The sequence below is a fragment of the Paraburkholderia polaris genome (genome assembly GCF_012927345.1).
GTDB lineage: Bacteria > Pseudomonadota > Gammaproteobacteria > Burkholderiales > Burkholderiaceae > Paraburkholderia > Paraburkholderia polaris.
The window spans coordinates 1-25,851 of the sequence record NZ_JABBGJ010000008.1 but is presented as its reverse complement, the minus strand read 5'-3'; the positions used below and the strand labels follow the sequence as shown (position 1 = coordinate 25,851).

Annotated in this window: 26 protein-coding genes; 12 read left to right on the top strand and 14 right to left on the bottom strand. The window is 62.3% G+C overall.

All coding sequences use genetic code 11. From position 1 onward, the window contains the following. Both kynU and kynB read right to left on the bottom strand, forming a co-directional pair. Entirely contained in the window at positions 1 to 1,251 is a 1,251-nt protein-coding gene (kynU, locus tag HHL24_RS08940) for a kynureninase (protein WP_169485159.1), read from the bottom strand. Between the two features lie 68 nt (positions 1,252 to 1,319). Beyond that, positions 1,320 to 1,958, bottom strand: coding sequence for an arylformamidase (kynB, locus tag HHL24_RS08935; RefSeq protein ID WP_169485158.1), 639 nt, complete (start codon positions 1,956 to 1,958; stop codon positions 1,320 to 1,322). A 130-nt stretch (positions 1,959 to 2,088) separates the two neighbouring features. Here kynB and HHL24_RS08930 point away from each other — a divergent pair, with 130 nt between their 5' ends. Next, the gene (locus HHL24_RS08930) at positions 2,089 to 2,595 is read left to right on the top strand and encodes an Lrp/AsnC family transcriptional regulator (protein WP_169485157.1); all 507 of its coding nucleotides are present in this window, start codon (positions 2,089 to 2,091) and stop codon (positions 2,593 to 2,595) included. Between the two features lie 83 nt (positions 2,596 to 2,678). On the opposite strand, the gene HHL24_RS08925 is transcribed toward HHL24_RS08930, so the two are convergent. Beyond that, positions 2,679 to 3,188 carry a flavin reductase family protein gene (locus tag HHL24_RS08925; protein WP_169485156.1) on the bottom strand — a complete coding sequence of 170 codons (510 nt, stop codon included), beginning with the start codon at positions 3,186 to 3,188 and terminating at the stop codon, positions 2,679 to 2,681. A 256-nt stretch (positions 3,189 to 3,444) separates the two neighbouring features. Here HHL24_RS08925 and msrA point away from each other — a divergent pair, with 256 nt between their 5' ends. Then, positions 3,445 to 3,993, top strand: a complete 549-nt coding sequence (gene msrA / locus HHL24_RS08920) for a peptide-methionine (S)-S-oxide reductase MsrA (protein ID WP_169485155.1) — start codon at positions 3,445 to 3,447, stop codon at positions 3,991 to 3,993. Here msrA and HHL24_RS08915 read toward each other — a convergent pair. The 3 genes from HHL24_RS08915 to pdxH form a co-directional block, all read right to left on the bottom strand. Next, complete coding sequence (locus HHL24_RS08915) at positions 3,980 to 5,416, bottom strand: DUF72 domain-containing protein (RefSeq protein ID WP_169485154.1); 1,437 nt, start codon at positions 5,414 to 5,416, stop codon at positions 3,980 to 3,982. The genes msrA and HHL24_RS08915 overlap by 14 nt on opposite strands. A 103-nt stretch (positions 5,417 to 5,519) precedes the next feature. Continuing rightward, a complete protein-coding gene (locus HHL24_RS08910; protein WP_169485153.1) occupies positions 5,520 to 6,734 on the bottom strand; it encodes an SAM-dependent methyltransferase in 1,215 nt (404 codons plus the stop codon). Between the two features lie 141 nt (positions 6,735 to 6,875). Then, positions 6,876 to 7,517: a pyridoxamine 5'-phosphate oxidase gene (pdxH, locus tag HHL24_RS08905; RefSeq protein ID WP_169485152.1), complete on the bottom strand. Its 642-nt coding sequence runs from the start codon at positions 7,515 to 7,517 to the stop codon at positions 6,876 to 6,878. A gap of 248 nt (positions 7,518 to 7,765) precedes the next feature. Here pdxH and tcdA point away from each other — a divergent pair, with 248 nt between their 5' ends. Further along, positions 7,766 to 8,623, top strand: a complete 858-nt coding sequence (gene tcdA, locus HHL24_RS08900) for a tRNA cyclic N6-threonylcarbamoyladenosine(37) synthase TcdA (RefSeq protein WP_169485151.1) — start codon at positions 7,766 to 7,768, stop codon at positions 8,621 to 8,623. A gap of 182 nt (positions 8,624 to 8,805) precedes the next feature. Here the strand turns inward: tcdA and trxA are convergent, their stop codons facing one another. After that, positions 8,806 to 9,654 (bottom strand): thioredoxin, encoded by an 849-nt coding sequence (gene trxA / locus HHL24_RS08895; RefSeq protein ID WP_169485150.1) that lies wholly within the window; start codon positions 9,652 to 9,654, stop codon positions 8,806 to 8,808. A 97-nt stretch (positions 9,655 to 9,751) separates the two neighbouring features. Then, positions 9,752 to 10,627, bottom strand: a complete 876-nt coding sequence (locus HHL24_RS08890) for a pirin family protein (RefSeq protein WP_169485149.1) — start codon at positions 10,625 to 10,627, stop codon at positions 9,752 to 9,754. 177 nt (positions 10,628 to 10,804) lie between these two features. On the opposite strand from HHL24_RS08890, the gene HHL24_RS08885 reads away from it, so the two are divergent. After that, positions 10,805 to 11,686 (top strand): EamA family transporter, encoded by an 882-nt coding sequence (locus tag HHL24_RS08885; RefSeq protein WP_169485148.1) that lies wholly within the window; start codon positions 10,805 to 10,807, stop codon positions 11,684 to 11,686. Between the two features lie 200 nt (positions 11,687 to 11,886). Here the strand turns inward: HHL24_RS08885 and HHL24_RS08880 are convergent, their stop codons facing one another. Together HHL24_RS08880 and tsaE are read right to left on the bottom strand one after the other, a co-directional pair. Next, positions 11,887 to 13,464, bottom strand: a complete 1,578-nt coding sequence (locus tag HHL24_RS08880) for an N-acetylmuramoyl-L-alanine amidase (RefSeq protein ID WP_169485147.1) — start codon at positions 13,462 to 13,464, stop codon at positions 11,887 to 11,889. Then, positions 13,446 to 14,066 (bottom strand): tRNA (adenosine(37)-N6)-threonylcarbamoyltransferase complex ATPase subunit type 1 TsaE, encoded by a 621-nt coding sequence (tsaE, locus tag HHL24_RS08875; protein ID WP_169485146.1) that lies wholly within the window; start codon positions 14,064 to 14,066, stop codon positions 13,446 to 13,448. The genes HHL24_RS08880 and tsaE overlap by 19 nt, the downstream gene beginning before the upstream one ends. A 17-nt stretch (positions 14,067 to 14,083) precedes the next feature. Between tsaE and queG the strand changes: the two genes are divergently transcribed. The 3 genes from queG (at position 14,084) to xerD (ending at position 16,867) form a co-directional block, all read left to right on the top strand. Further along, positions 14,084 to 15,325: a tRNA epoxyqueuosine(34) reductase QueG gene (gene queG / locus HHL24_RS08870; protein WP_169485145.1), complete on the top strand. Its 1,242-nt coding sequence runs from the start codon at positions 14,084 to 14,086 to the stop codon at positions 15,323 to 15,325. Between the two features lie 139 nt (positions 15,326 to 15,464). Then, on the top strand, positions 15,465 to 15,935 hold the full coding sequence (locus HHL24_RS08865; protein WP_169485144.1) for a methylated-DNA--[protein]-cysteine S-methyltransferase: 471 nt from the start codon (positions 15,465 to 15,467) through the stop codon (positions 15,933 to 15,935). Beyond that, a complete protein-coding gene (gene xerD / locus HHL24_RS08860; RefSeq protein WP_169485143.1) occupies positions 15,932 to 16,867 on the top strand; it encodes a site-specific tyrosine recombinase XerD in 936 nt (311 codons plus the stop codon). The genes HHL24_RS08865 and xerD overlap by 4 nt, the downstream gene beginning before the upstream one ends. 6 nt (positions 16,868 to 16,873) lie before the next feature. Here the strand turns inward: xerD and HHL24_RS08855 are convergent, their stop codons facing one another. Then, complete coding sequence (locus HHL24_RS08855; RefSeq protein WP_169485142.1) at positions 16,874 to 18,436, bottom strand: class I adenylate-forming enzyme family protein; 1,563 nt, start codon at positions 18,434 to 18,436, stop codon at positions 16,874 to 16,876. 271 nt (positions 18,437 to 18,707) lie between these two features. On the opposite strand from HHL24_RS08855, the gene ybaK reads away from it, so the two are divergent. Both ybaK and plsY read left to right on the top strand, forming a co-directional pair. Then, complete coding sequence (gene ybaK / locus HHL24_RS08850; RefSeq protein WP_169485141.1) at positions 18,708 to 19,199, top strand: Cys-tRNA(Pro) deacylase; 492 nt, start codon at positions 18,708 to 18,710, stop codon at positions 19,197 to 19,199. Positions 19,200 to 19,312: 113 nt separating this feature from the next. Then, positions 19,313 to 19,957, top strand: a complete 645-nt coding sequence (gene plsY, locus HHL24_RS08845; protein WP_169485140.1) for a glycerol-3-phosphate 1-O-acyltransferase PlsY — start codon at positions 19,313 to 19,315, stop codon at positions 19,955 to 19,957. 334 nt (positions 19,958 to 20,291) lie between these two features. On the opposite strand, the gene HHL24_RS08840 is transcribed toward plsY, so the two are convergent. Then, positions 20,292 to 20,777 carry a YajQ family cyclic di-GMP-binding protein gene (locus tag HHL24_RS08840; protein WP_169485139.1) on the bottom strand — a complete coding sequence of 162 codons (486 nt, stop codon included), beginning with the start codon at positions 20,775 to 20,777 and terminating at the stop codon, positions 20,292 to 20,294. 184 nt (positions 20,778 to 20,961) lie between these two features. Here HHL24_RS08840 and murB point away from each other — a divergent pair, with 184 nt between their 5' ends. Continuing rightward, complete coding sequence (murB, locus tag HHL24_RS08835; RefSeq protein WP_169485138.1) at positions 20,962 to 22,002, top strand: UDP-N-acetylmuramate dehydrogenase; 1,041 nt, start codon at positions 20,962 to 20,964, stop codon at positions 22,000 to 22,002. A gap of 331 nt (positions 22,003 to 22,333) precedes the next feature. Here murB and HHL24_RS08830 read toward each other — a convergent pair whose 3' ends face one another. Together HHL24_RS08830 and argF are read right to left on the bottom strand one after the other, a co-directional pair. Beyond that, positions 22,334 to 23,560, bottom strand: coding sequence for an argininosuccinate synthase (locus HHL24_RS08830; RefSeq protein ID WP_169485137.1), 1,227 nt, complete (start codon positions 23,558 to 23,560; stop codon positions 22,334 to 22,336). A 238-nt stretch (positions 23,561 to 23,798) separates the two neighbouring features. Next, on the bottom strand, positions 23,799 to 24,728 hold the full coding sequence (gene argF / locus HHL24_RS08825) for an ornithine carbamoyltransferase (RefSeq protein ID WP_169485136.1): 930 nt from the start codon (positions 24,726 to 24,728) through the stop codon (positions 23,799 to 23,801). A 437-nt stretch (positions 24,729 to 25,165) separates the two neighbouring features. Between argF and HHL24_RS08820 the strand changes: the two genes are divergently transcribed. Next, positions 25,166 to 25,513: a DUF3579 domain-containing protein gene (locus tag HHL24_RS08820; RefSeq protein ID WP_169485135.1), complete on the top strand. Its 348-nt coding sequence runs from the start codon at positions 25,166 to 25,168 to the stop codon at positions 25,511 to 25,513. A 93-nt stretch (positions 25,514 to 25,606) separates the two neighbouring features. Beyond that, the coding region (locus tag HHL24_RS08815) for a helix-turn-helix domain-containing protein (protein WP_169485134.1) at positions 25,607 to 25,851 on the top strand (245 nt) is incomplete at its 3' end.

The following is a 25,851-nucleotide window of genomic DNA, read 5'->3' as shown; positions in this document are numbered from 1 at the left end:
TCAGGTCACTGCGCCGCGGGCGGCAAATTCAGGGGCTCGCCAGGTCTCTTGCGCAAGCACATCGCGCAGCGTCTCCACCGCATCCCACACATCGACGAAGCGCGTGTACAGCGGCGTAAAACCAAACCGCAACACATGAGGCTCGCGATAGTCGCCGATCACGCCACGCGCGATCAACGCCTGCATCACCTCATAACCATGCGGATGTTCGAAGCTCGCATGCGAACCGCGCTGCGCATGTTCGCGCGGCGTCACGAGCTTCAAAGGAAACTCGCCGCAACGCGCTTCGACCAGTTCGATAAACAAATCGGTCAGCGCGAGCGACTTGGCGCGGATGGTCTGCATATCCGTTTGAAGGAACACATCGAGCCCGCATTCGACCAGCGACATCGACACCATCGGCTGCGTGCCGCACAAGAAGCGGCCGATACCGTCATCGGGTTGATACGCCGGGTCCATCTTGAACGGCGCGCGATGACCCCACCAACCCGACAGCGGCTGCGCGAAATCGTTTTGATGACGCTTCGGCACCCACACGAATGCGGGCGAACCCGGGCCGCCGTTCAGATACTTATACGTGCAGCCCACCGCGTAGTCCGCGCCAACACCATTCAGGTCGACCGGCACCGCGCCCGCCGAATGCGCGAGGTCCCACAGCGCAAGCGCGCCCTTGTCGTGGATCAGCTTGGTCAGCGCGACCATGTCGTGCATGTAGCCGGTGCGGTAGTTCACGTGCGTGATCATCGCGATCGCGGTGTCGTCGCCGATCGCTGCAGGAAGCTCAGACGGATCGTCGACAAGGCGCAATTCATAACCGCGGTCGAGCTGTTCGATCAGCCCTTGTGCGATGTACAGATCGGTCGGGAAATTCGAGCGCTCAGAAACGATCACGCGACGCTTCGGATCGCGTGCGTTCGCCAACCGCACGGCAGCCGACAAAAGCTTGAACAGGTTGATCGAAATCGTATCCGTGACGACCACTTCGTTTTCGGCCGCACCGATCAGCGGCGCGAGCTTGTTGCCGAGGCGGCGCGGCAATTCGAACCAGCCGGCGGTGTTCCAACTGCGGATCAGGCCTTCGCCCCATTCGGCGGCGATCACTGTCTGCGCGCGTTGTGCGGCGGCAGCTGGCGGCACGCCGAGCGAATTGCCGTCGAGATAGATGGTCGTCGGCGACAGCGCGAACTGGTCGCGCAGCGTTGCGAGCGGGTCGGCGCTATCGAGCGCCAGTGCTTCTTCACGGGTGTTCATGATGGTCCAGTCAAAGAAATCAGGGAGTTCGGTGAATGCGGTGATGCAGTTTTGCAGAGCGTCGGTGATCAGTGCGAGGCGGGCAGCGCCCGCAACACGGCGCGCACAGGGCTCGCATCGAGCGTAGTCAGCTTGAGCGGCAGCGCGATCAGTTCGTAGTCACCGGGCGCGACGGCATCCAGCACGATGCCTTCGAGAATCGCCATGCGGTGCGCGCGAATCCGGTGGTGCGCGTCCATCGTCTTCGATTCCTGCGGATCGAGCGACGGTGTATCGATGCCGATCAGCTTGACGCCGCGAGCCGCGAGGAGATCGATGGTCTCAGGCGCAACCGCGCAGAACGCGCTGTCCCAGGCCGCCGTCGGTGCGTTCTTGTAAGTGCGTAGTAAGACTCGCGGCGGCAGGTCGTCGAGCGAGCCGGTCAGGTGTTGTGGCGTCACAACAGGCGAAGCGCCGATGCAATGAATCACGCGGCAGCGTCCAAGGTACGCATCGAGTGCAACCTGGCCGATCGCCGCACCTTCGGCGTCGTAGTGAAGTGGGGCGTCGGTGTGAGCGCCGGTGTGCGGCGACAGCGTCAGGCGCGCGACGTTGACGGGCGAGCCCGCCTCCATGCGCCACACGCGTTCGATGCCGACCGGCGTGTCGCCAGGCCAGACGGGCGTCGCGGTATCGACGGCGGGGGTGATGTCCCAGAGTGTGTCCATGTCTCCATCGGCGGATTGTGTCTATGTGGGAATGATAGGTGGCTTGACGCGAAATGTGATTGCGAAAAAATCTCCTTCTGAGCCGTGTCTTGGAACATAATTTGAGGCAAATGGGAAAGGGAGACCGAATATGAACGCGATCTCGCTCGACGCCACCGATTGCCGTATCTTGACGGTGCTTCAGCAAGAAGGACGGATCAGCAATCTCGATTTGGCGGAGCGCATCTCGCTTTCGCCGTCGGCCTGTCTACGACGGCTGCGCCTGCTGGAAGAGCAGGGCGTCATCGAACATTACCGCGCGTGTCTGAACCGCGAAGTGCTGGGTTTCGAACTGGAAGCGTTCGTGCAGGTGTCGATGCGCAACGACCAGGAGAACTGGCACGAGCGTTTTGCAGAGGCGGTGCGGGATTGGCCAGAAGTGGTCGGCGCGTTTGTGGTGACCGGCGAAACCCATTATCTGCTGCGGGTGCTCGCCCACAATCTCAAACACTATTCGGATTTCGTGCTGCAACGCCTCTATAAGGCGCCGGGCGTGATGGACATTCGTTCGAATATCGTGCTGCAGACACTGAAGGAAGATTCGGGCGTGCCGGTGTCGCTAGTGACGAAAACCAGCCACAGCACGCCGCATAGCTGAGTGCGGCTGGCGGGTCAGTTTGCGTCGGCTTGAACCTGCTTTTGCCTGCCTGCGGCCGCTGTTGATACACAGCGGCGCCGCGTTCAGAGCGGCTTGAGTCCGTGGAATTGGCCGTTCTGGAAGAGCAGCGGCGCAATTTCCGCGGCATTCTCGTGGACGCCGCAACGCTCCACTTCGCCGACGAAAATCACATGGTCGCCTTCTTCGTAGCGGCTGCGGTTATGGCATTCGAACCAGGCGAGCGCGCCGTCGAGCACCGGCATGCCGGTGTCGCCTTCGGCGTGCGACACACCTTCGAAACGATCGCCCTTTACCGTGGCAAAGCGTTTGCACAGATCGAGCTGCGACGCGGCCAGCACGTTGACCACATAGTGACTGTTCACCCGGAACACCGGCATCGACGCCGAGCGCGTGGCCAGGCTCCACAGCACCAGCGGCGGATTGAGCGAAACCGAATTGAATGAGCTGGCCGTGATGCCGATCAATTGGCCGGACGCCGAGCGCGTTGTAATGACCGTGACGCCGGTGGCGAATTGGCTGAGCGCCTGTTTAAAGGCGGGCTGGTCGAAGTTGGGCGGGCTGGCGCGTTTCATCGGGCGGAAGCCTTGGTGCCAAGACGGGTGAACCCCGAGCTGAACCCATCGCGCGTGCGGCCGGAAACAAATGATTCAAAAGTCATAGTGAAAATTGTCAATTTGTCCCAATTTTAACTGCAATCGCGGCGGACTGGCCGCGACACCTGCCGGTAAGTGGAAAAACCGCTAAGCTGGAAAGTCTGGGTGGTGGCATGAGCGTTGCGGTTAACTGGGACCGGCATAGGCCGACTATCAGTATCAAGGAGCAAGCAGCATGAGTCAGACAGGCGAAGTCGCCACCCTCGGTGGCGGGTGTTTCTGGTGCCTCGAAGCGGTGTATCTGGGCGTCGAAGGCGTGAACTCGGTGGAGTCGGGCTATGCGGGTGGCCAGACCCAACGGCCGTCCTATGAACAGGTGTGCGACGGCGTGACGGGCCACGCGGAAGTCGTGAACGTCGACTTCGATCCGGCGAAGATCAGCTATCGCGAGATTCTCGATATTTTCTTCGCGATCCATGATCCGACCCAGTTGAACCGGCAGGGCAATGACGTCGGCACGCAATACCGTTCGGTGATTTTCACGAATTCCGACGCGCAGCGTGAAACGGCATTGCAGGCGATCCGCGAGATCGGCGAACAGCAGATTTACGACGGCCAGATCGTCACCCAGGTGCTACCGCTCGACGGCAACTACTGGCCGGCCGAAGCGTATCACCAGAACTATTTCGCGCAGCATCCGAATCAGGGGTACTGCTCGTTCGTGGTGGCACCGAAGGTCGCGAAGTTCCGTCAGAAGTTCGCGCACCGGATCAAGGCGAGCTGAGCGGTTGCGATTGCGGCCCCGACGCCGGTTCCTCATGGCCATCATGCTCGTGCTCGTGCTCATGAGCGAGGCGCGCATACGCCTCAATAATCGCCCGCGCCAGTTCTACGCAGCTTAACGGCGCTGAACCTTCCGCCTTGTTGTTGACCGCGATCACCACCGGCTGGCCGGCCAGCGCGTAGCGCGCGGCCAGTTCGGCGAGCGCGGCGCGGGTCGAGGGGTCTTGGTCGACCAGCTGGTTGAACGGTTCGTACTTGGCCTTCGCCTGTTCGTATTTGAAGCCGCCGTGCAAACTCCAGCGCACGATCAGCGGGCCGGCCGGCTCGCCGTCCAGCAGCGCGAGCGCCGCCGCCTGACGCAGCGGGTCCGGCATCCGCGCATGAATGCCAACGCAATACCGCACGCCCGCCGCTTTCAGCGTACGGATAAAGCGCGGCGTGAGCAAACTCGCGTCGCGGATTTCGATCGCATAGCAAGTGCCTTCAGGCAGCTTCGGCAACGCTGTTATGAACTCGGCGAGTCGCTCGATGAACGCCGCCGGTTGTGCGAGCATCTGGTCGGGCAGTGGCGAGAGCTGGAACACCAGAGCGCCGGCTTTCGCACCGAGGCCTTCGAGGCATGGCGTGACGAATTCGTCGATTGCCATTTGCGCGTTCAGAAAGCACGGGTTCAGCGAGACCGGCTCGCCGCGTTCGGCGCGCACGGTGGCGTCGGTGATCGTCATCGGTGCTTTGACGATGAAGCGAAAGTGCTCCGGCACCTGCTGTGCGTAGCGCAAGTATTCGGTGACGGTAAGCGCCTGATAAAACGACCGGTCGATGCTGACGGTCTTTAACAGTGGATGCGCACCATAGGCTGTCAGACCCTCGCGCGAGAGTTTGCTGTTGCTGTAGTCGTCGCCGTAGACAATGCCGTTCCAGCCCGGAAACGACCATGTCGACGTGCCGAGGTGGACCTGCGCCGGCAGTTCGGCAGCGAGCGCCAGGAGTTCAGAAGAGGGTGGTGCCGCGAGAACGTCGCGTGAGCGGCGTTTTCTGGGCGTATCGGCGGTTGCTGGCGCTGCATCGGCGTCGGCCGCGGTCCCGGTTTTGGGTGGCACCGGCACGTCGTCTTCCTGCCAGAGCAAGGCAGCGCCGCTTGCCTTTGCGGGCGGCTGGCGCCGCCGTTCAATCTGCGCCGTGGCAGCCGGTGTTGGCGTTGCAGCCGAGCTTGCTAGCGTGACTTCGGCTCCGGCTCCGGCTCCGGCTCCGGCTCCGGCTCCGGGGCCGGCACTCGCGCGCAGTGCTCCCGCGCCAGGCTTAGATGCCAATGCCGGCGTCTGCCCCACCGGCATCCCGAACAGATCGAACTGCACGGCGTCGGCCTGCGTGTCCTGCTCGCCGCTCACCGGCTGTTCAACTTCGCTTGTCCCGCTCTGGTCCATCGATGTTCGACCTGCTGTTTAAGGTTTGCGCCGCGTCGGCCCGCTCATGCAATGCACGCAGCCCCGGCACGCCGCTACGGCAAATCGCCGCGGCGCAACCGTATCACAACGTTTTGTCGTACATAAAACGGCGCGACCACGGCAAGGTTTTCGCGCTGCGGCCGGCTTTGCGGCACACTACCTGGTAGATCGAGACGTCGTCGGTTTCGAACGCGTACGCGCAACCGGCCAGGTACAAGCGCCAGATGCGGAATTTTTCGTCGTCGACCAGCTTGCGGGCTTCGTCCGCATGCGCCTCGAAGTTTTCCGCCCAGATGTCCAGCGTTTGCGCATAGTGACGGCGCAGGCTTTCGACGTCAACCGCTTCGAGGCCGCCGCGCTGCATCGCTTCGAGCGCGAGGCTGATATGCGGCAACTCGCCGTCAGGAAATACATAGCGGTCGATGAATTCGCCGCCGCCGAGCGCGGTTTCGCCGCTTTCCGAATCGCTCGACGTGATGCCGTGATTCATGACGACGCCGTCGTCGACCAGCAGATCGTGGATCTTTTCGAAGTAGCCCGGCAGATTCTTGCGGCCGACGTGCTCGAACATGCCGACGCTGGTGATGCGGTCGAACTGTCCTTCGACGTCGCGATAATCCTGCAGACGAATCTCGATCTGGTTTTCCAGTCCCGCAGCCTTCACGCGTGCGGTGGCGAGATCGAACTGGTTCTGCGACAGCGTCACGCCGACACACCGGGCGCCGAACTTCTGCGCTGCGCGCAGGACGAGCGCGCCCCAGCCGCAGCCGATATCGAGCAGGCGCTGCCCCGGCTGCAACTGGATCTTGGTGAGAATGTGGTCGATCTTCTTGATCTGCGCGGTGGCGAGATCTTCATTGCCATTCTCGAAGTACGCACACGAGTACACCATGTTCTCGTCGAGCCACAGCTTGTAGAACTCGTTCGAGACGTCGTAGTGATACTGAATGGCCTTCTTATCCGACGACTTCGAGTGCTGGAAGTAGCGCCGTACGCGCGCCAGCTTGCTCGCGCTGGTGACGGTGTTGCGCGCCAGCTGATAGCCGACGTTGATGATGTCCGACAGCTTGCCTTCGATGTCTATCTTGCCCTTCACGTACGCCTCGCCGAGATTGTCGAGGCTCGGTTCGAGCAGATAAGGCAGCGCCGTGGCGCTTTTGACATGTAGCGTGACCTGAGGCGCGGCGAACTGCCCAAAGTCATGTTGCTGACCGTCCCATAGCACAAGGCGTGCTGGCAGGTTAGCCTTGATTTTTACGTCTTCCACCCACTGCGCCAGCTTTTTCTCCCAGAACATGTGATCTCTCCGTGTCCGTTGAATTAAAGCAAAGCCTGTGTGGATTGCGGCCCAGTGCGGCGCAACTCCTATGCCGCGAGACGCAGTCCGACCGGCGCGCGCCGCTGCGTTGGCAACGCGCGTACGGTGTTGTATTCCGGTTCAAGGCGATAGGCGGGAGATTTGCCAGTCGCTGTTTTCGCTTGAACGCGTAAAGAGCAAACGGTCGTGCAGACGCGACGGTCGGCCCTGCCAGAATTCGATTGCTTCGGGTACCAAACGATAACCGCCCCAGTGCGGTGGGCGCGGCGGTTGGTCGCCGTATTGCAGGCTGATTTCGCGTTCGCGTGTTTCGAGCTGCGAACGGCTTTCAATTACCTGACTTTGATTGGATGCCCACGCGCCGATGCGTGAACCGAGCGGGCGCGACGCGAAATACGTGTCGCTTTCTTCCGCGCTGGTTTTGACGATGCGGCCTTCCACACGCACCTGGCGTTCGAGTTCGATCCAGTAGAACAGCAGGCTCGCGTAAGGGTTAGCGGCCAGTTCGCGGCCCTTGCGGCTTTCGTAGTTGGTGAAGAACACGAAGCCACGCTCGTCGACACCTTTGATCAGCACGATGCGCGCCGACGGCCGGCCGCGCGAGTCGACCGTGGCCAGCGTCATCGTATTCGGTTCGGGCAGTTGGGCGTCTACCGCTTGCTGAAACCACGTGTCGAATTGACGAAACGGGTTGCGGTCGATATTGGCAACGTCCAAAGAACCCAGCGAATAGTTTTTTCGAAGTTCGGCGAGTGAGGTCATATTCTTATGCGAACGCTACAGTCCAATCAGTATAGCTAAGGCTTGAATTCTTTGCGCGCGACCAGATCAAGGCCCGCCGCGCTGTGTGGACATCTACGCGACTACGTTTGCAGCCATTCGGGCCTCCAGGTTGGTACGGCGATGTGGATTGACGCGATCAGGCAAAATACGGGCTGCGAACGCCTGAGCATGCCTGAGCGTTTTTATCACTTTGTGTTTTGCCTGCTTTGTTGAACGAGCCTTCCACCATGTCTAGCACCACCGCGCATTCCGATCTTACTACCAGCCTCGACGGGAGTGAAACCGCCGACCGCGCGCGGCGCTTCGGCGGCATTGCCCGCCTGTACGGCGCGCCGGCGCTCGCTGCGTTCGAAGGGGCACACGTCGCCGTGATCGGCATCGGCGGGGTCGGCTCATGGGTGGCGGAGGCATTGGCGCGCAGCGCGGTCGGCACGCTGACCTTGATCGATCTGGACAATGTCGCCGAGAGCAACACTAATCGCCAGATCCATGCGCTAGACGGTAACTACGGGAAACCGAAGGTCGAGGCGATGGCCGAACGCATTGCGGCAATCAATCCGTTCTGCGACGTGCGGCTGGTGGAAGACTTCGTCGAACCGGACAATTTCGCGGTGACGCTTGGCGGTGGTTTCGACTACGTGATCGATGCGATCGACAGCGTGCGTACCAAGACCGCGTTGATCGCGTGGTGCGTCGAGAAGAAGCAGCCGTTGATTACCGTGGGCGGTGCGGGTGGCCAACTGGACCCGACGCGCATTCGGATCGACGATCTCGCGTTGACCATCCAGGATCCGTTGCTATCGAAAGTGCGCGGGCAGTTGCGCAAACAGCATGGCTTTCCGCGTGGTCCGAAGGCGAAGTTCAAGGTGAGCGCGGTGTATTCCGATGAGCCGCTGATCTACCCGGAAGCCGCCGTGTGCGATATCGACGAGGAAGCGGAGCACGTGACCACGTCGCCGGGCCATACGGGGCCGGTCGGTTTGAACTGTGCGGGATTTGGATCGAGCGTATGCGTGACCGCGAGCTTCGGTTTTGCCGCGGCCGCGCATGTGTTGCGAGCCTTGGCGAAGCGGGCTGCAGGTTGAAGCGGTAGGGCGTTTAATGCGCACAGTGGCGTGTAGCAGGCGCCAAGGCGGTGAGCAGCGAGGCAATAAAGAAACGGAGCGGGCCGCAGGACATTAAGCCATTGACGGGGAGCTAGTTGCTGCAGTTTATGCCGCAACGCATTCAGGCGCGGCTCCTTCACCGCCCCTGAACACAGGTCAGATTAGTACAACAGCGCGCTCAGCTTGCGCCGCCATTGCGACACCAGCTCCGGCTGATGCGTGGCGAGATCGAACACCGACAGCATCGTCTTACGGCCGATGTCGTCGCGGAACGTGCGGTCGCGCTGCACGATGGCTAGCAGATGCTCGAGCGCGCCTTCGTATTTGCGGCGGGCGATGAGTGCGCTAGCCAGATCGAAGCGAGCTTCGAGATCGTCCGGATGCGCTGCGACTTTGGCTTCGAGTGCATCCGTGGGTGGCAGATCGGCAGCCGCGTCCACCGCATCGAGCCGGGTCTTGATCGCATTGAAACGCGCGTCGATCCCTTGCGTGGTTTTCGGCGACAGCAGGTCGACTTCATTGCGCGCTTCGTCGACGCGGTGATCTTCGAGCAGCATTTCGATGCGGTCCATGCGCGCTTCGTCGAAGCCTGGGTCGTAGGCGAGTGCGGCTTGCAGCGCATTGTAGGCATCCTCGCGGCGGCCTTCGGCCAACGCGGCTTGCGCTTCAAGACGTGCGGCGTCCGCGCCTTGCGGCACGAGGCGCTCGATAAACTCGCGCAACTGGCCTTCCGGCAGCACGCCGACGAATTGATCGACCGGCTGGCCGTCGGCAAACGCCATGACGTGCGGAATGCTGCGCACCTGGAAGTGCCCGGCCAGTTCCTGGTTCTCGTCCACGTTCACCTTCACCAGCTTCCATTTGCCGGCGGCTTCGGCTTCGAGCTTTTCCAGCATCGGGCCGAGCGTCTTGCAGGGCCCGCACCACGGTGCCCAGAAATCGACCAGCACAGGGGCCAGTGTCGACGCCGTGATGACGTCCTGTTCGAAAGTGGCCAGAGTGGTGTCCATTGCGTCCTCATCGATAAAACGGTTGGTTGGCTAAGTGGGGCCGGGCACGACGAATTCAATGCGCCTCGCGCTCACTTTTGCTTGCGCGGATTCGCGCTTATTTTCTCGTCGGCAGCGGAATCCATTCGGTTTCGCCCGGCACCTTGCCCATCTCCTGATTGGTCCACGCCAGCTTCGCGGCTTCGATCTTCTCGCGCGAACTGGCGACGAAGTTCCATTCGATAAAGCGCTCGCCATCCAGCTTCTCGCCACCGAGCAGCATCACGCGCGCGCCGTGGGTGCTGGCAAGCGTGACGGTTTCGTCGAGCGCGAGCACAGCCATCTGGCCCACTTCGAGCGGCGCGCCGTCGATCTCGAGATCGCCTTCCACCAGATAGACACCGCGTTCCTCGTGTTCCGGTTCGAGCGCGAAGGCGCCGCCCGGGGCGAACTCCGCGGCCACATACAGCGTGCCGGAAAAGGTCGCGACCGGCGAGGTTTCGCCGAACGCGGTGCCCGCGATCACGCGCAGCGTGACGCCGTTGCGCTCGACCACCGGCAGCGTGTCGGCCGCATGATGCGCGAAGGACGGTTCGATGTCTTCGTCGTCGAGCGGCAGCGCGACCCAGGTCTGGATGCCGTGCACGGTCAGGCCGCTCGCGCGGTCTTCGGCCGGTGTGCGCTCGGAATGGACGATGCCGCGGCCCGCCGTCATCCAGTTGACGTCGCCCGGGACGATCTTCTGCTCGGAGCCGAGGCTGTCGCGATGCATGATCGAGCCTTCGAACAGATACGTGACGGTGGCAAGGCCGATATGCGGGTGCGGACGCACGTCAAGCCCGGCGCCCGGTTCGAGCGTGGCAGGGCCCATGTGGTCGAAGAAGATGAACGGGCCGATCAGGCGCGCCGCCATGGCCGGCAGCACACGCCGCACGGTGAGGCTGCCGACGTCGCGCAGATGCGGTTTGAGAACTGCTTTGATCGAGGAAGACATGGGCAGGCTCGGCTGGAAGGGTGAGTCGGATTTTGCTTAATAGACGATTCTACTGCGGAGGGCGGAATGCTGACGGTTTGCGCCGTTTTACCGCTCCGGGATTCCGTAAGGCACGCCATCCCTTGATGCTGCTGGCTCCGCTAAACTGCCGGATCCAACAATGAAATGGAGACCGGGATGTCGCCCAAGGATTTACTGCTCGCGCTGGTCGTCGTGGTTGCGTGGGGCGTCAATTTCGTCGTGATCAAGGTGGGCCTGCATGGCGTGCCGCCGATGCTGCTCGGCGCGCTGCGTTTCGCGCTCGCCGCAGTGCCGGCGGTGTTTTTCGTCAAGCGGCCGCAGATGCCGTGGCGCTGGCTGTTCGCTTACGGCGCGACGATTTCGTTCGGGCAGTTCGCTTTTCTGTTCTCGGCGATGTATGTCGGTATGCCGGCGGGGCTCGCTTCGCTCGTATTGCAGGCGCAGGCGTTCTTCACGTTGATTTTCGCGGCCCTGTTTCTGCACGAACGCTTTCGCGTGCCGAACATCGTCGGTTTGCTGATCGCGGCGGGCGGTCTCGCGATCATCGGCATGCAAGGCGGCCACGCGATGACGCTCGCCGGTTTCATCCTCACGCTGTGCGCCGCGTGTTCGTGGGCGCTTGGCAACATCGTCACGAAGAAGGTCGGCAAGGTCGATCTGGTCGGCCTGGTGGTGTGGGGCAGCCTGATTCCGCCGTTGCCGTTTTTTGCGCTGTCGTACGCGTTCGAGGGGCCGCAACGGATCGTCGCGGCGCTGTCCGGGATCAGCGCGATGTCGATTTTCGCTATCGTGTATCTCGCGTTTGTCGCGACGTTGATCGGCTACGGCCTGTGGAGCCGCCTCCTGTCGCGCTATCCGGCGAGCCAGGTGGCGCCGTTCTCGCTGCTGGTGCCGATTGTCGGGCTGGCGTCTGCGTCCTTGTTTCTCGACGAACACTTGTCCGCGGCGCAGATCGTGGGTGCCTTGTTGGTGATGGCGGGGTTGGCGGTGAATGTGTTCGGTGGTTGGGTCGTGCAGCGGCTTTCACCGGCGCGCTGAACGCCTTTTACCCCTGACTTTTTGCTTACCAACTCTAACTGGACGCAGCGGCAAATTCCTTGGCCTCGCAGCGTGCGCCACGAGCCCGATCAACTGGCAGACCTCACGTAGAGAAAAAGACGGCCGCATGAGCGGCCGATCCTTTATTCGCCATCACGGCGCTGCTCGACACGCGCGAAGCGCTGTCATGCCCGGTGGCATTACGTCATGCGGTTCTTCGCCAACGGCGGATTCGCCGCGAAATAACGCTTGATGCCGGTCATGATCGCATCGGCCATCTTCTCCCGATACGCGTCGTCGTTCAGGCGGCGCTCCTCGTCCGGGTTGCTGATGAAGGCGGTCTCCACGAGGATCGACGGAATGTCCGGCGCCTTCAGCACGGCAAACCCGGCCTGTTCGACCGAACCTTTGTGCAGCTTGTTGATGCCGCCGATCTCGTTCAGCACGAAGTTGCCGTAGCGCATCGAATCGCGGATTTGCGCGGTGGTCGACATATCGAACAGCGCGCGGTTGACGGTGGCGTCGGCGGACTTGATGTTGATCCCGCCGATCTGATCCGACGAGTTCTCCTTGTTCGCCATCCAGCGCGCCGCGGCGCTCGACGCGCCATGCTCCGACAAGGCGAACACCGACGAGCCTTTCGCGTCGGGCGTGGTGAAGGCGTCCGCGTGGATCGACACGAACAGGTCCGCGCCCACGCGCCGTGCCTTCTGGACGCGCACGTTAAGCGGCACGAAGAAGTCGGCGTCGCGCGTCATCATGGCGCGCATGTTCGGCTGTGCGTCGATCTTCGCGCGCAGCTTCTTCGCGATGTCGAGTGCGACGTGCTTCTCGTAGGTGCCTGAGCCGCCGATTGCGCCTGGGTCCTCGCCGCCGTGACCCGGATCGATCGCGACGGTGAGCAGACGCACCGTGTTGCTCTTGCCGGTTTTCGGGTTGGTGAACGCGTAGTTATCGTCGCCGTCGCTGTCGTCGCCACCGAGGTTGCTGCCACTGGTGCCCCCCTTGTTGCGCGCAATCGCGGTGGGCGGCGCGATCGGCGCCGTCGGCGTTGCGGGCTTGCCGAGGATGGGCGGAGCAGGTGTCGGCGTGACATGCACCGGCGGACGTGGCACGCTCGGCGCCGTCCCGCCGCTGCCGTTCTGCGCATAACGCTCGAAGAAGGCTTCGCTGTTGTCGGCGGTGGGCGGCGTGGTGCCCGGGCCGCTCAGCGTGGCGGGCGGCGCGTTGTTTTCGTCGAACGTTTGCTGCTTGCGCTCCGTCTGCGCGAGCAGATCCATCAGCGGATCGGGCGCAACAGCCGGGTACAGGTCAAAAACCAGCCGGTATTTGTACGCGCCGACCGGCGGCAGCGTGAACACCTGCGGTTTCACCGAGCCCTTCAGATCGAACACCATTCGCACGACGTGCGGCTGATATTGCCCGACACGCACCGACTGAATCTGCGGATCGTTCGGCGTGATCTTCGATACCAGGTCCTTGAGCGCCTGATCCAGATCGAGGCCGCTCAGATCGACCACCAGCCGGTCCGGACTCTGCAGCAACTGCTGCGCGTTCTGCAAAGGCTGATCCGACTCGATCGTTACGCGCGTGTAATCGCGCGCCGGCCAGACCCGCACGCCCAGCACCGAACTCGCCCACGCGAGACGCGGAGCGACAAGGCCGAGCACCAGCGTGGACGCGCCCGCGCGCAGAATCTGCCGGCGCCGCCAGTTATGCGTTGCGGTAGCCGCCGATTCGATCGAGCGGAACGGTTTGATCAACATCTTTCGAGACATGCCTTTCCTGATTCGCTGTATGCCCGTGCGACGAGTACCCGGCCGTCGCCCTCGTGGTCCAGGTCGAGCGCGAAGACGAGATCCGGCACGCCAAGGAGACGCCCGGCGCGCTGCGGCCATTCGACGAGGCAGATGGCGCCGCTGTCGAAGTACTCGCGAAAGCCCGCGTCGGCCCATTCGGCCGGGTCGGTGAACCTGTACAGATCGAAGTGATAGAGCGAGAGTTCCCCAGCGGGCCGCTCGAGCACGTAGGGTTCGACGAGTGTGTAAGTGGGGCTGCGCACGCGGCCGGTGTGGCCGAGGCCGCGCAAGGTGGCGCGCACGAGCGTGGTTTTGCCGGCGCCAAGGTCGCCGACGAGTTGTACTTGCAGGCCGTGGAATGCCTGATTACCTTCGGTGCCCGGCGCGGGTTGTTGCGCTTCTTGCGGTGTTGTTTGCTGTGGAGTTCGCCGCGGTTTTTGCAGCGCCTCGCGCACGCTTTCAATGGCCCGTGCAAAGCGCTCGCCGAATGCGTTGGTGGCGGCCTCGTCCGCGAGCGCGAAGGAGCGTTCGAGCAGGACATCGGCGGGCGGTTGGATCGCGAGATCGGGATTGACGGGCATTCTCGTAAAATGGCGTGATGAACCGAAGTCCGGAGTCCCCTGTTTCCAGCACGCCTGCGTCTAACGACGATGCGCGTGCCGAGCGTCATTTCGATGAAGCGGCGCTGAATGCGCTCGCGCTCAACATCAAAACGTGGGGCCGTGAACTGGGTTTCGGGGCGATTGGTATCAGCGACACCGATCTCTCCGCTGCCGAAGCGCCGCTTGCAGCATGGCTGGATGCGGGTTGCCACGGCGAGATGGATTATATGGCGAAACACGGTATGAAACGCGCGCGCCCCGCCGAGCTTGTGGCCGGCACGCGACGTGTGATTACCGCGCGCATCGCCTATTTGCCGGCTCAGACATTGAGTGGAAAGGCGCACGAAAGCGCGTTGCGGGACTCGCCGCTCATACCGCAAGACTGGCGCGCAGCCGAGCATGCGCGGCTCGCGGACCCGTCGGCGGCGGTGGTGTCGATCTATGCGCGGGGCCGCGATTATCACAAGGTAATGCGTAACCGTCTGCAACATCTGGCCGAGAAAATCGAGGCGGAGATCGGCGCGTTTGGCTACCGCGTATTTACCGATTCGGCGCCGGTGCTCGAAGTAGAACTTGCCCAGAAGGCCGGGATCGGCTGGCGCGGCAAGCACACGCTGCTGCTGCAGCGCGATGCCGGTTCGCTGTTTTTTCTCGGCGAAATCTATGTCGACGTGCCGTTGCCCACCGATGCCGAGACGTCGCCCGACGATGCACCCGAAGCGCCGGGCTCGCATTGCGGCAGTTGCACACGCTGCATCGGCGCATGTCCGACGGGTGCGATTGTTGCGCCGTATAAGGTCGATGCACGTCTCTGTATTTCGTATCTGACGATCGAATTGAAGGGCAATATTCCCCTGGAAATGCGGCCGCTGATCGGTAATCGTGTGTACGGCTGCGACGATTGCCAGCTCGTCTGTCCGTGGAACAAATTTGCGCAGGCCGCGCCGGTCGCCGATTTCGATGTGCGGCATGGGCTCGATCGCGCGACGCTGGTCGAGCTGTTTGCATGGAGCGCGGAGGAGTTCGACACGCGCATGCAAGGCAGTGCGATTCGCCGCATCGGTTACGAAAGCTGGCTGCGTAACCTGGCAGTGGGAATGGGTAACGCGCTGCGGGCCTCGTCGGAAAGTTTGAGCGCGGATGCGCGTGAGGCGATTGTTCATGCGCTGAAGTTACGTGCCGAAGACCCCTCCGCCGTGGTGCGCGAGCATGTGGAATGGGCGTTGGAAGCGGCGTAGAGTAGCGACAATTGGGGGGCTGTGCCAGGAATATGCGGCGGGTAATAGTGAGTCGTGCGTTTGTGCGCCGCCCGCGCGCTTATTCAAATGCGCCGCCGTGCAATCTGAAGATGCCCCGCCAATCACGGAGCGAGCAACCATGTTCAACGCAGTGATCGATGCACCGTTCGGCAAGGTCGGCATCCGCCTCGAAGGCGAGGCTGTGCGCGAGATCGTCTATTTGCCGGAGTCGATGCAGAGTGTCGCACCAGACACGCTTCTGGCAAAGCTGGCCGTCGAGCAGATCGAGCGTTATTTCGAGCGTGCATCCGCGAAGTTCGACTTGCCGCTGGCAGCGGTCGGCACCGCGTTTCAGCGGCGCGTGTGGCACGCGATCAGCGACATCCCGCCGGGCGCCGTAAGGACCTATGGGCAACTGGCAAGGCAGCTAGGCAGTGCTCCGCGTGCGGTTGGTCAGGCGTGCGGGTCCAATTACTTTCCGATCGTGATCCCCTGTCATCGGGTGGTCAGTTCGAGCGGCATCGGCGGATTCGCGCATCATGCCGATGATGGCTTTTTTCGCAACGTCAAGCGCTGGCTTCTGGCGCATGAAGGCATTCCCTACGCATGAGCGACACCGTGACTGAAGACGCGCCGACCGCGTCACCTTTGTTTGTGGCGAGCTCGGCCTCGATCGACGCGTTCTGCGACGCGTTGTGGCTCGAGCACGGCTTGTCGCGCAACACGCTCGATGCCTACCGGCGCGATCTGCGGCTGTTCTGCGAATGGCTCGCGCAAACGCGCAACACATCGCTCGACACGGCCAGCGAGGCCGATCTCGACGCCTATAGCGCGGCGCGCCAGAAAGACAAATCCACCTCGGCGAACCGGCGGCTCTCGGTGTTTCGCCGTTACTATGGCTGGGCCGTGCGCGAGCACCGCACACAGGTCGATCCGACGGTACGCATCCGTTCGGCGAAGCAACCGCCGCGTTTTCCGTCGACGCTCACCGAAGCGCAAGTCGAAGCGCTGCTCGGTGCGCCGGATATCGACACACCCTTGGGTCTGCGCGACCGCACCATGCTGGAGTTGATGTACGCGAGCGGTTTGCGTGTGACGGAACTCGTCACGCTGCAGACGGTGGAAGTGGGCCTGAACGAAGGCGTGGTGCGCGTCATGGGCAAGGGCTCGAAAGAGCGCCTGATTCCGTTCGGCGAGGAGGCGCACGGCTGGATCGAACGCTATTTGCGCGAAGCGCGTCCTGCGTTGCTGGGTGCGCGCGCGACGGATGCGCTGTTCGTCACGAGCCGCGCAGAGGGCATGACCCGCCAGCAGTTCTGGAACATCATCAAGCGTCACGCGGCAGCGGCCGATGTGCACGCGCCACTCTCACCGCATACGCTGCGGCACGCATTCGCGACGCACCTGCTGAACCATGGCGCCGATTTGCGCGTCGTGCAATTGCTGCTCGGTCATACGGATATCTCGACCACGCAGATCTATACGCACGTGGCCCGCGAACGGCTGAAGTCGCTGCATGCGCAGCATCATCCGCGGGGGTGAGGCTCGTTAGACGAATTCGCGAAGCCGGTGCTTGAGAATCTTGCCAGTCGACGCAGCCGGCAGCGCGGCAAGCACCTTCACTTCGGCGGGGCGCTTGTACGGTGCGAGACGCTCGCCGCACCACGCGATCAGTTCAGCCAGCGACACCTTCGCGCCCGCGATCAATTCGACGAACGCAACCACTTCCTCGTTACCCTCCACGGCGCGCCCGATCACCGCCGACTGCACCACCTGCGGATGCGCGTTCAACACATGCTCGACTTCCGCCGGATACACGTTGAAGCCCGAGCGAATGATCAGCTCCTTGCTGCGCCCGACGATATGCAGCGCACCGTCCGCGTCTTGCCGCGCGAGGTCGCCAGTCTTGAGCCAGCCGTGTTCGGTGACAACCGCGCGGGTGAGCTCCGGGCTGCGGTAGTAGCCAAGCATCACGTTCGGGCCACGCACCCATAGTTCGCCGATTTCGCCCGGCACGGCATCCACTCCATCGAGTCCGACGAAACGCACGTCAACGCCAGGAATGACCTCGCCGACCGAGCAATCGCTGCGCGGCGCATCGAGCATGGTGTGCGAGACGGTCGGGCTGCTCTCAGTCATGCCGTAGCCGTTGTGCAGCGGCAGGCCGTAGACGCTTTCGACGTGTGCCTTCAACGCGGCGTCGAGCGGCGAGCCGCCCGAATAGGCGAAGCGCAGGTGCGGCGCGGACCACGCGTGGCCGTGTGTCTGCAAATGTTCGAGCAGTTTGGCGTGCATGGCCGGAACGCCCTGGAAGATCGACACGCGTTCTTCGGCGAGCGCGCGCCGCACCGATTCGGGCGAGAAACGTGGCACGAGGCGCAAGGTCGCGCCGGCGTACAGGCTGCCGAGACAAACCGAGGCAAAGCCGTACACGTGCGAGATCGGTAGAACGGCGTACACGACATCGTCCGGGCCGACGTTGCGCAAGCGGCTCGACACGGCTGCGATGAAGAGCAGATTGCGATGCGACAGCATCACGCCTTTCGGTGTGCCTGTGGTTCCCGTGGTGTAGATCAGCGCGGCGCATTGGCGATGATTGGCGGCTTCGACCGGTTCGGCTTTCGCATTGGTGTCGATCGCGTACGACCAGTCGCCGATATCCGGCGTAATGGCAGGCGCCGTGACGGCTTGTTGCTGCTGCGCATGCTGTTGGGCATCCGCGGAGCTTTCGACCGCATACGCGACCACGCGAGGCTGCGCGTGCGCACGGATCGCGTCGAGTTCGGCGGCGGAGAGGCGTGCGTTCGACACCAGCGCCCACGCGTCGAGTTTCGCGGTCGCGAACAGCAGCACGATCTGCACGATGCTGTTCTCGGCCACGATCATCACCCGATCGCCGCCACGCACGCCCCATTCGCGTAGCAGCGCGGCGGCGGCATCGACGGCTTCCAGAAGTTGCGCATTGGTGAGACGGCGCGCATCCTCGATCAAGGCGACATGGTGGGGATCGCGCGCGGCGGCGAGCGCCGGAATGTCGGCAATACGCGCGGGTAGGGCGGCCAGCAGCGCGGGAATGTCGATCGTGGAACGGCTGGGTGAATCGAGCGTCAACGCTGTCTCCTGTGTCGACCAGAGTTGACGCTTTAGCGTCTTACTCTGGTCCCATGCAAAGCGGTCGACCAGAGTTGACGCTTTAGCGCGCTACTCTGATCCCATGCAAAGCACTTACTCTGGTCCCATGCACCATGGTTGCTAAACGTATTCGATGCCCGGCATACCGTGCGCCGGAAGATTTGCGAACGATCGTGCCACAATCGCCGGACCCGCACAATTGGCCATTCGGCAAATAGCCGTTGTGCAAACTCGCCATTACAATGCGCCGATGAGCAAATCCAGACACGTCTCCGAAACGCCCGCGACGCAGTTTCTGCGCCGTCATGGCGTCATTTTCGGCGAACATCCTTACGATTACGTCGAGCACGGCGGCACCGAGGAATCGGCGCGCCAGCTCGGCGTGGACGAACATCATGTCGTGAAGACCTTGGTGATGGAAGACGAGCACGCCAAGCCGCTGATCGTGCTGATGCACGGCGACCGCACCGTCAGCACCAAGAATCTGGCGCGGCAGATCGGCGCGAAACGCGTCGAGCCGTGCAAGCCCGAGGTGGCGAACCGGCATTCGGGCTATCTGATCGGCGGCACGTCGCCGTTCGGTACGAAGAAGCAGATGCCGGTGTACGTCGAGTCGAGCATTCTCGAGATGGACAAGATCTGGCTGAACGGCGGGCGGCGCGGTTTTCTGGTCAGCATCGAGCCCCGGATATTGACCGGCTTGCTGGCGGCGAAGCCGGTTCAGTGCGCGAGCGTCGATTGATGTTTGCCTGAATGTTTTCCGGGCAGGTGGGTTCGGTAGAATGTGCGCCGCTTTGTTCCCTGTTGCGGTTGAGGTATCGAGTTTCAGACCGCCGATCCTTATAAGAGTCCCAGATGCAAAACCTGATCGTTGCTGTCGTTGCCTACCTGATCGGCTCGGTGTCGTTTGCCGTGATCGTGAGCGCCGCGATGGGGCTGGACGACCCACGCTCGTACGGGTCGGGCAACCCGGGCGCCACCAACGTGCTACGCAGCGGCAGCAAGAAGGCCGCCATTCTCACCCTGATCGGCGACGCGTTCAAAGGCTGGCTGCCGGTGTGGTTCGTGGTGCACTTCGGCGCGCGTTACGGTCTCGACGATACGTCCGTTGCGATTGCGTCAGTCGCCGTGTTTCTCGGCCACCTGTATCCGATCTTCTTCCGCTTCAAGGGCGGCAAGGGCGTGGCGACCGCAGCGGGCGTGCTGATCGCGATCAACCCGATCCTCGGCATCGCTACCTTGCTGACGTGGCTGATCGTGGCGTTCTTCACGCGCTATTCTTCGCTGGCGGCATTGGCTGCGGCGGTGTTCGCACCGATCTTCGACGGCTTTCTGTTCGGGCCGCATATCATCGCACTGGCGATTGTCGTGATGAGTTCGCTGCTGGTATGGCGCCACCGCGCCAATATCGCCAAGCTGATGCGCGGCCAGGAAAGCCGCATCGGCGCCAAGAAGAAAGCCGACGCAGCGGCCAGCGCGGCGGGCGGTAACGAACCTTGAGCACGGCGGTTGGGGGGCGCCCAACCGGGTGTTAGCCGGCGTGCCTTAGTGCGTTCGCGGAGTTCGCACTGAAGGCGCACTGCCTGTGCGCTGAGCGTTCAACACGTTCCGGGTGCCGAGCCTCGACGCAGCAAAGCGTCGGGTGTGGGGGCTCTACGTGGCCTGTTGCCGAGCATTCAACACGCGCCGGTGCTGAGGCTCAACGCAGCTAAACGTCCCGTGGTGAGCCCCAACGTGGCCTGTTGCCGAGCGCTCAACATGCGTCTGCTGCCGAGCCTCAACGCACGCTTTTGCCGAGCGTCAATACGCGCCCGGTATTGAGCGTGACGCGCGTTCAGTCGCGGAAGTTGTTGAAATCGATCGGCGTATCGGTCACGTCCTTGCGCAGCATCGCGATCACGCTTTGCAGATCGTCTCGCTTGCCGCCGGTGATGCGCACCGCGTCGCCCTGAATGCTCGCCTGGACCTTGATCTTGCTGTCCTTCACGAGACGCACGATTTTCTTCGACAGATCGCCGGACACGCCCTTCTTGATCTTGATGACCTGCTTGACCTTGTCGCCGCCGATCTTCTCGATCTTGCCGTAGTCGAGAAAGCGCACGTCCACATTGCGCTTGGCCATTTTCGACAGCAGGACGTCTTTGACCTGGCCGAGCTTGAAATCGTCGTCGGCGTAGGCCGTGATTTCGCTTTCCTTGTGCTCGACGCGCGCGTCCGACCCTTTGAAGTCGAAGCGGGTTGAAATTTCCTTGTTGGACTGCTCGATCGCGTTCTTGACTTCGATCATGTCCGCTTCGCAGACGACGTCAAACGATGGCATTGTTTTCTCCCAATAGTGCTGCGGTGCGTGGCGCGGCCGGTCGGCTGCTCAAGGGGCACTCGCTATAATTACGAACCTGGCGTCATTTTACCGACGCCACTCCCTTTTGCCTAAGGCCGCCGCGCATTGTCGCGCGCCCGGGGCCAGACGTCGTTTCGTTTGTCGTTCCATTTTTCTCATTCTGATGTCCCAATCCGACTCCGCCGCGTTCATTGCCGGCTATCCGCTGAAGGCGCATAACACCTTCGGTTTCGATGTTCGCGCGCAGTTTGCGTGCCGGATCGAGCACGAAACACAACTGATGGCCGCCGTGCGCGATCCGCGTGCCGCCGGCTTGCCACGGCTGGTGCTGGGCGGCGGCAGCAATGTCGTGCTCACGGGCGACTTCGCCGGACTGGTGCTCCTGGTGGCGCTGCAAGGCCGCCGCGTCGTGCGCGAGGACGACGACGCATGGTACGTCGAGGCGGCCGCCGGCGAGCCGTGGCATGACTTTGTTGCATGGACTCTGTCGCAAGGGCTGCCTGGATTGGAGAATCTCGCGCTGATTCCGGGGACGGTGGGGGCGGCGCCGATCCAGAACATCGGCGCGTATGGGTTGGAGATGTGCGAGCGGTTTGCGTCGCTGCGGGCGATTGAACTGGAAACGGGCGCCGTCGTCGAGCTCGATGCCGACGCTTGCCGATTCGGGTACCGCGACAGTTTTTTCAAGCGCGAAGGGCGCGACCGTTTTGTGATTACTTCGGTCACTTTCCGTTTGCCGAAGGTATGGCAGCCGCGCGCTGGGTATGCGGATATCGCGCGTGAACTGGCTGCGGGTGGCCATGCCGATGCAGCGCCGAGTGCGCGGGCGATTTTCGACGCGGTAGTCGCGGTGCGGCGCGCCAAGCTGCCTGATCCGCTTCAACTGGGTAACGCCGGGAGTTTCTTCAAGAACCCGGTCGTGGAGGCAACGCAGTTCGAGGCGCTGAAGCTTAAGGAGCCCGAGGTCGTGTCTTACCTCCAACCGGACGGCCGAGTGAAGCTCGCAGCGGGCTGGTTGATCGATCGATGTGGCTGGAAGGGCCGCGCGATGGGCGCCGCGGCCGTGCATGAACGGCAGGCGCTGGTGCTGGTGAATCGCGGCGGAGCGAGCGGAGCGGAGGTGTTGGCGCTCGCGAAAGCGGTTCAGCGGGATGTGATGGCGCGGTTTGGGGTGGAGTTGGAAGCGGAGCCGGTTTGCTTGTGACGGCGTAAGTGGCTTGCAGCAATGAAAAAAGGCGCCGGGAGTTTCCTCCCGGCGCCTTTTTCGCATCTGCGCTTCAGTGTCGGCTGCGCTTCTTTGCGCTTAACTTCGCTTGCGCGAAGTTAGCCTTCACCGAAACGCACGTCCTCAGCTACGCTGACTTGGCGTTTTGGTTCCGGCCCGCGCCTTGCGGCGCTTAACTTCGCTTGCGCGAAGTTAGCCTTCACCGAAACGCACGTCCTCAGCTACGCTGACTTGGCGTTTTGGCTCCGGCCGCGCCTTGCGGCGCTTAACTTCGCTAACGCGAAGTTAGCCTTCACCGAAACGCACGTCCTCAGCTACGCTGACGACGTGCGTTTTCAGCAATCCGCATACGCAGTGCGTTCAGCTTGATGAACCCGCCAGCGTCGGCCTGGTTGTACGCACCGCCGTCGTCGTCGAACGTAGCGATGGTCTTGTCGAACAGCGTTTCCTTCGAATCGCGCGCGACAACCGACACGCTGCCCTTGTACAGCTTCACACGCACCCAGCCGTTGACCTTCTCTTGCGTATGGTCGATCAGCACCTGGATTGCGCGGCGCTCCGGGCTCCACCAGTAGCCGTTGTAAATCAGCGAAGCGTAACGCGCCATCAGGTCGTCTTTCAGGTGGGCCACTTCACGGTCGAGCGTGATCGACTCGATGCCGCGGTGCGCCTTCAGCATGATCGTGCCGCCCGGCGTTTCATAGCAGCCGCGCGACTTCATGCCGACGTAACGGTTTTCCACCAGGTCCAGACGGCCGATGCCGTGCTTGCCACCCAAACGGTTCAGTTCAGTCAGCATTTCAGCCGCCGACAGGCGCTTGCCGTTGATCGCGACCGGATCGCCGTGTTCGTATTCGATGTCGATGTATTCAGCCTGGTCGGGTGCCTGTTCCGGGGACACCGTCCAACGCCACATATCGGCTTCGGCCTCGGCCTTCGGGTCTTCCAGGTGACGGCCTTCGAACGAGATGTGCAGCAGGTTCGCGTCCATCGAATACGGCGCGCCGCCTTGCTTGTGCTTCATTTCGATCGGAATACCGGCTTTTTCCGCGTATGCGAGCAGCTTTTCGCGCGACAGCAGATCCCATTCGCGCCACGGTGCGATCACCTTGATGCCCGGTTCCAGCGCGTAGTAACCGAGTTCGAAGCGAACCTGGTCGTTGCCCTTGCCGGTTGCGCCATGCGAGACCGCTTGCGCGCCCGAAGCGCGGGCGATTTCGATCTGACGCTTGGCGATCAGCGGACGCGCGATCGACGTGCCCAGCAGGTACTCGCCTTCATAGATCGTGTTGGCGCGGAACATCGGGAACACGTAGTCGCGCACGAATTCTTCGCGCAGGTCTTCGATGAAGATGTTGTCCTGCTTGATGCCGAGTTGCAGGGCTTTTTTGCGCGCCGGCTCCAGCTCTTCGCCTTGGCCGATGTCGGCCGTAAACGTGACGACTTCGGCGTCGTAGTTGTCCTGCAACCACTTCAGGATGACGGAGGTGTCGAGGCCGCCCGAATAGGCGAGCACGACTTTCTTGATATCGCTCATGGTGAACTCGTAGCTGGAGAAAGCTGGAAAACAAGGCGCGCCGGCGGTTCCGGAGCGCGGAAAACCACCATTTTGACACTAAACCGCGGCTCGCCCGCGTTTTTGGGGTAGTGCGGTGGGTGAGCCGGGTCCGCTTGCTGCTGTGGACGCCGGCCAGATGCGTGGCGCTAAACGTGGATGCCTTGCCTCGTATTCAAGGCCCCGTCGCGCTTCACGCAGATGCTGCGTAGCGGCTCGCTCAGTGATTGAGCTTGCCGAGCAGCAGGTATTCCATCAACGCCTTTTGCACGTGCAGACGATTTTCTGCTTCGTCCCACACGACGCTTTGTGGGCCGTCGATCACTTCTGCGCTGACTTCCTCGCCACGGTGGGCGGGCAGGCAGTGCATGAAAAGTGCATCAGAATTGGCGCGCGCCATCATGTCGGCGTCGACGCACCAGTCTGCGAAGGCTTTCTTGCGTGCTTCGTTTTCGGCCTCGAAGCCCATGCTGGTCCACACGTCCGTGGTGACCAGATCGGCGCCCGTGCAGGCTTTGTTCGGATCGTCGAATTCCTCGTAGAACGGTGCGCTTTCGGCGGCGACCATGGCGCGGTCAAGCTTGTAGCCCGGCGGCGTGGACAGGCGCAGCTTGAAGCCGAGAATCTGGGCGGCTTCGATCCACGTGTACAGCATGTTGTTGGCGTCGCCGACCCATGCGACCGTTTTGCCGCGAATCGGACCGCGATGCTCGAAGTACGTGAAGATGTCCGCCAGCACCTGGCACGGGTGATATTCGTTGGTCAGTCCATTGATCACCGGCACGCGCGAATTCTCGGCAAAGCGGGTGAGAATGTCCTGGCCGAACGTGCGGATCATGATGATGTCGACCATGCGCGAGATCACTTGCGCTGCGTCTTCGATCGGTTCGCCGCGGCCGAGCTGCGTGTCACGCGTGCTCATGAAGACGGCGTGGCCGCCCAGCTGGAAGATGCCGGCTTCGAACGACAGGCGCGTGCGCGTCGAGTTTTTCTCGAAGATCATCGCCAGCGTGCGGTCGTGCAGCGGGTGGTAAGTCTCGTAGTTCTTGAATTTGCGTTTCAGAATGCGCGCGCGTTCCAGCACGTACTCGTAGTCTTCCAGCGAGAAATCCTTGAACTGCAGGTAGTGGCGAATTTTCTTGGCGGTCATGAAACAAATACGGCGGTCTCACCCGGCAGGATTGCCGGACGGCGCCGCCGTCGTTTGTGGTAACTCAATGCAGCATAAAGGATTTCGCCCCGTTTGACGAGTCGGCCAAAAGGCTGGGCCAGCGGTCTGAAAGCCTTTCGCAACCCTCAGGCGAGGCTTGTGTGCGCTGCGGAAAAAGGTCCGCTGCGCTATAATCTACCGGTTATCCCTAAGCCCAGCAGGCCGGTATTGAGCTTGCGGGACACGGCTCGCGCGCTCCGGAAAGTTTGCTCGCGGTGCGCCGTCATGATGAGCGCCGAGGCGGCTTATCCGGCCCTTCGCGGTTTCTGGCGGCGCAGCTCGCCATTCAGGCGCGGCCTACGTGTTCAGGCATCCCAAAGCCGCTTTGCAGTCAGCTTTGCCGTCATCCCGCTGGGCAGTCACACAGGTATTCCTACATGGCCGAAGCAGCTCCAACCGAATATTTCATTCAGGGCATCACGTCGACCGGGAAAAAATTTCGGCCGAGCGACTGGTCGGAGCGGCTCGCAGGCGTCATGGCATGCTTCGGTCCCAGCCCGGGCGGCAAGGGGCCGAACGCTTATCTGCAGTACTCGTTGTACGTGCGGCCCACCATGATCGGCGACCTCAAATGCGTGATTCTCGATTCGCGCTTGCGCGATATCGAGCCGATGGCGTTCGATTTCGTCCTGAACTTCGCGAAAGACAATGACCTCGTTGTGACTGAGGCGTGCGAATTGCAGCTTGAGCACGCGACGCCGCAAGCCAAAAGGCACGTGCTGTAGCGCAAGCCAGCCGGATCGGCAAAAGAAAAAACCCGCAAGCTGAACTGCACCCCAAAAGTTGGACACCCGTCCAACGATTTGGGGTGTTTTTTCATGAGCAGGTACAGCGCGCGGTTCAAGCAATCGGTTGTCGAAGACTATCTGTCTGGCAGAGGTGGTGGTGGTAGGGAGGTGGCCCGCCGACACTGCATTGACCACGGCACGGTGCGCAAATGGGTGGCGGCCTGGCGCTTGCACGGCAAAGATGCGTTCAGGAAGAAATACAGTCACTATGACGCCCGGTTCAAGCTGAAGGTGCTGCGGTTCATGCAGACACAGGCGTTGTCGTGTCGGCAGAC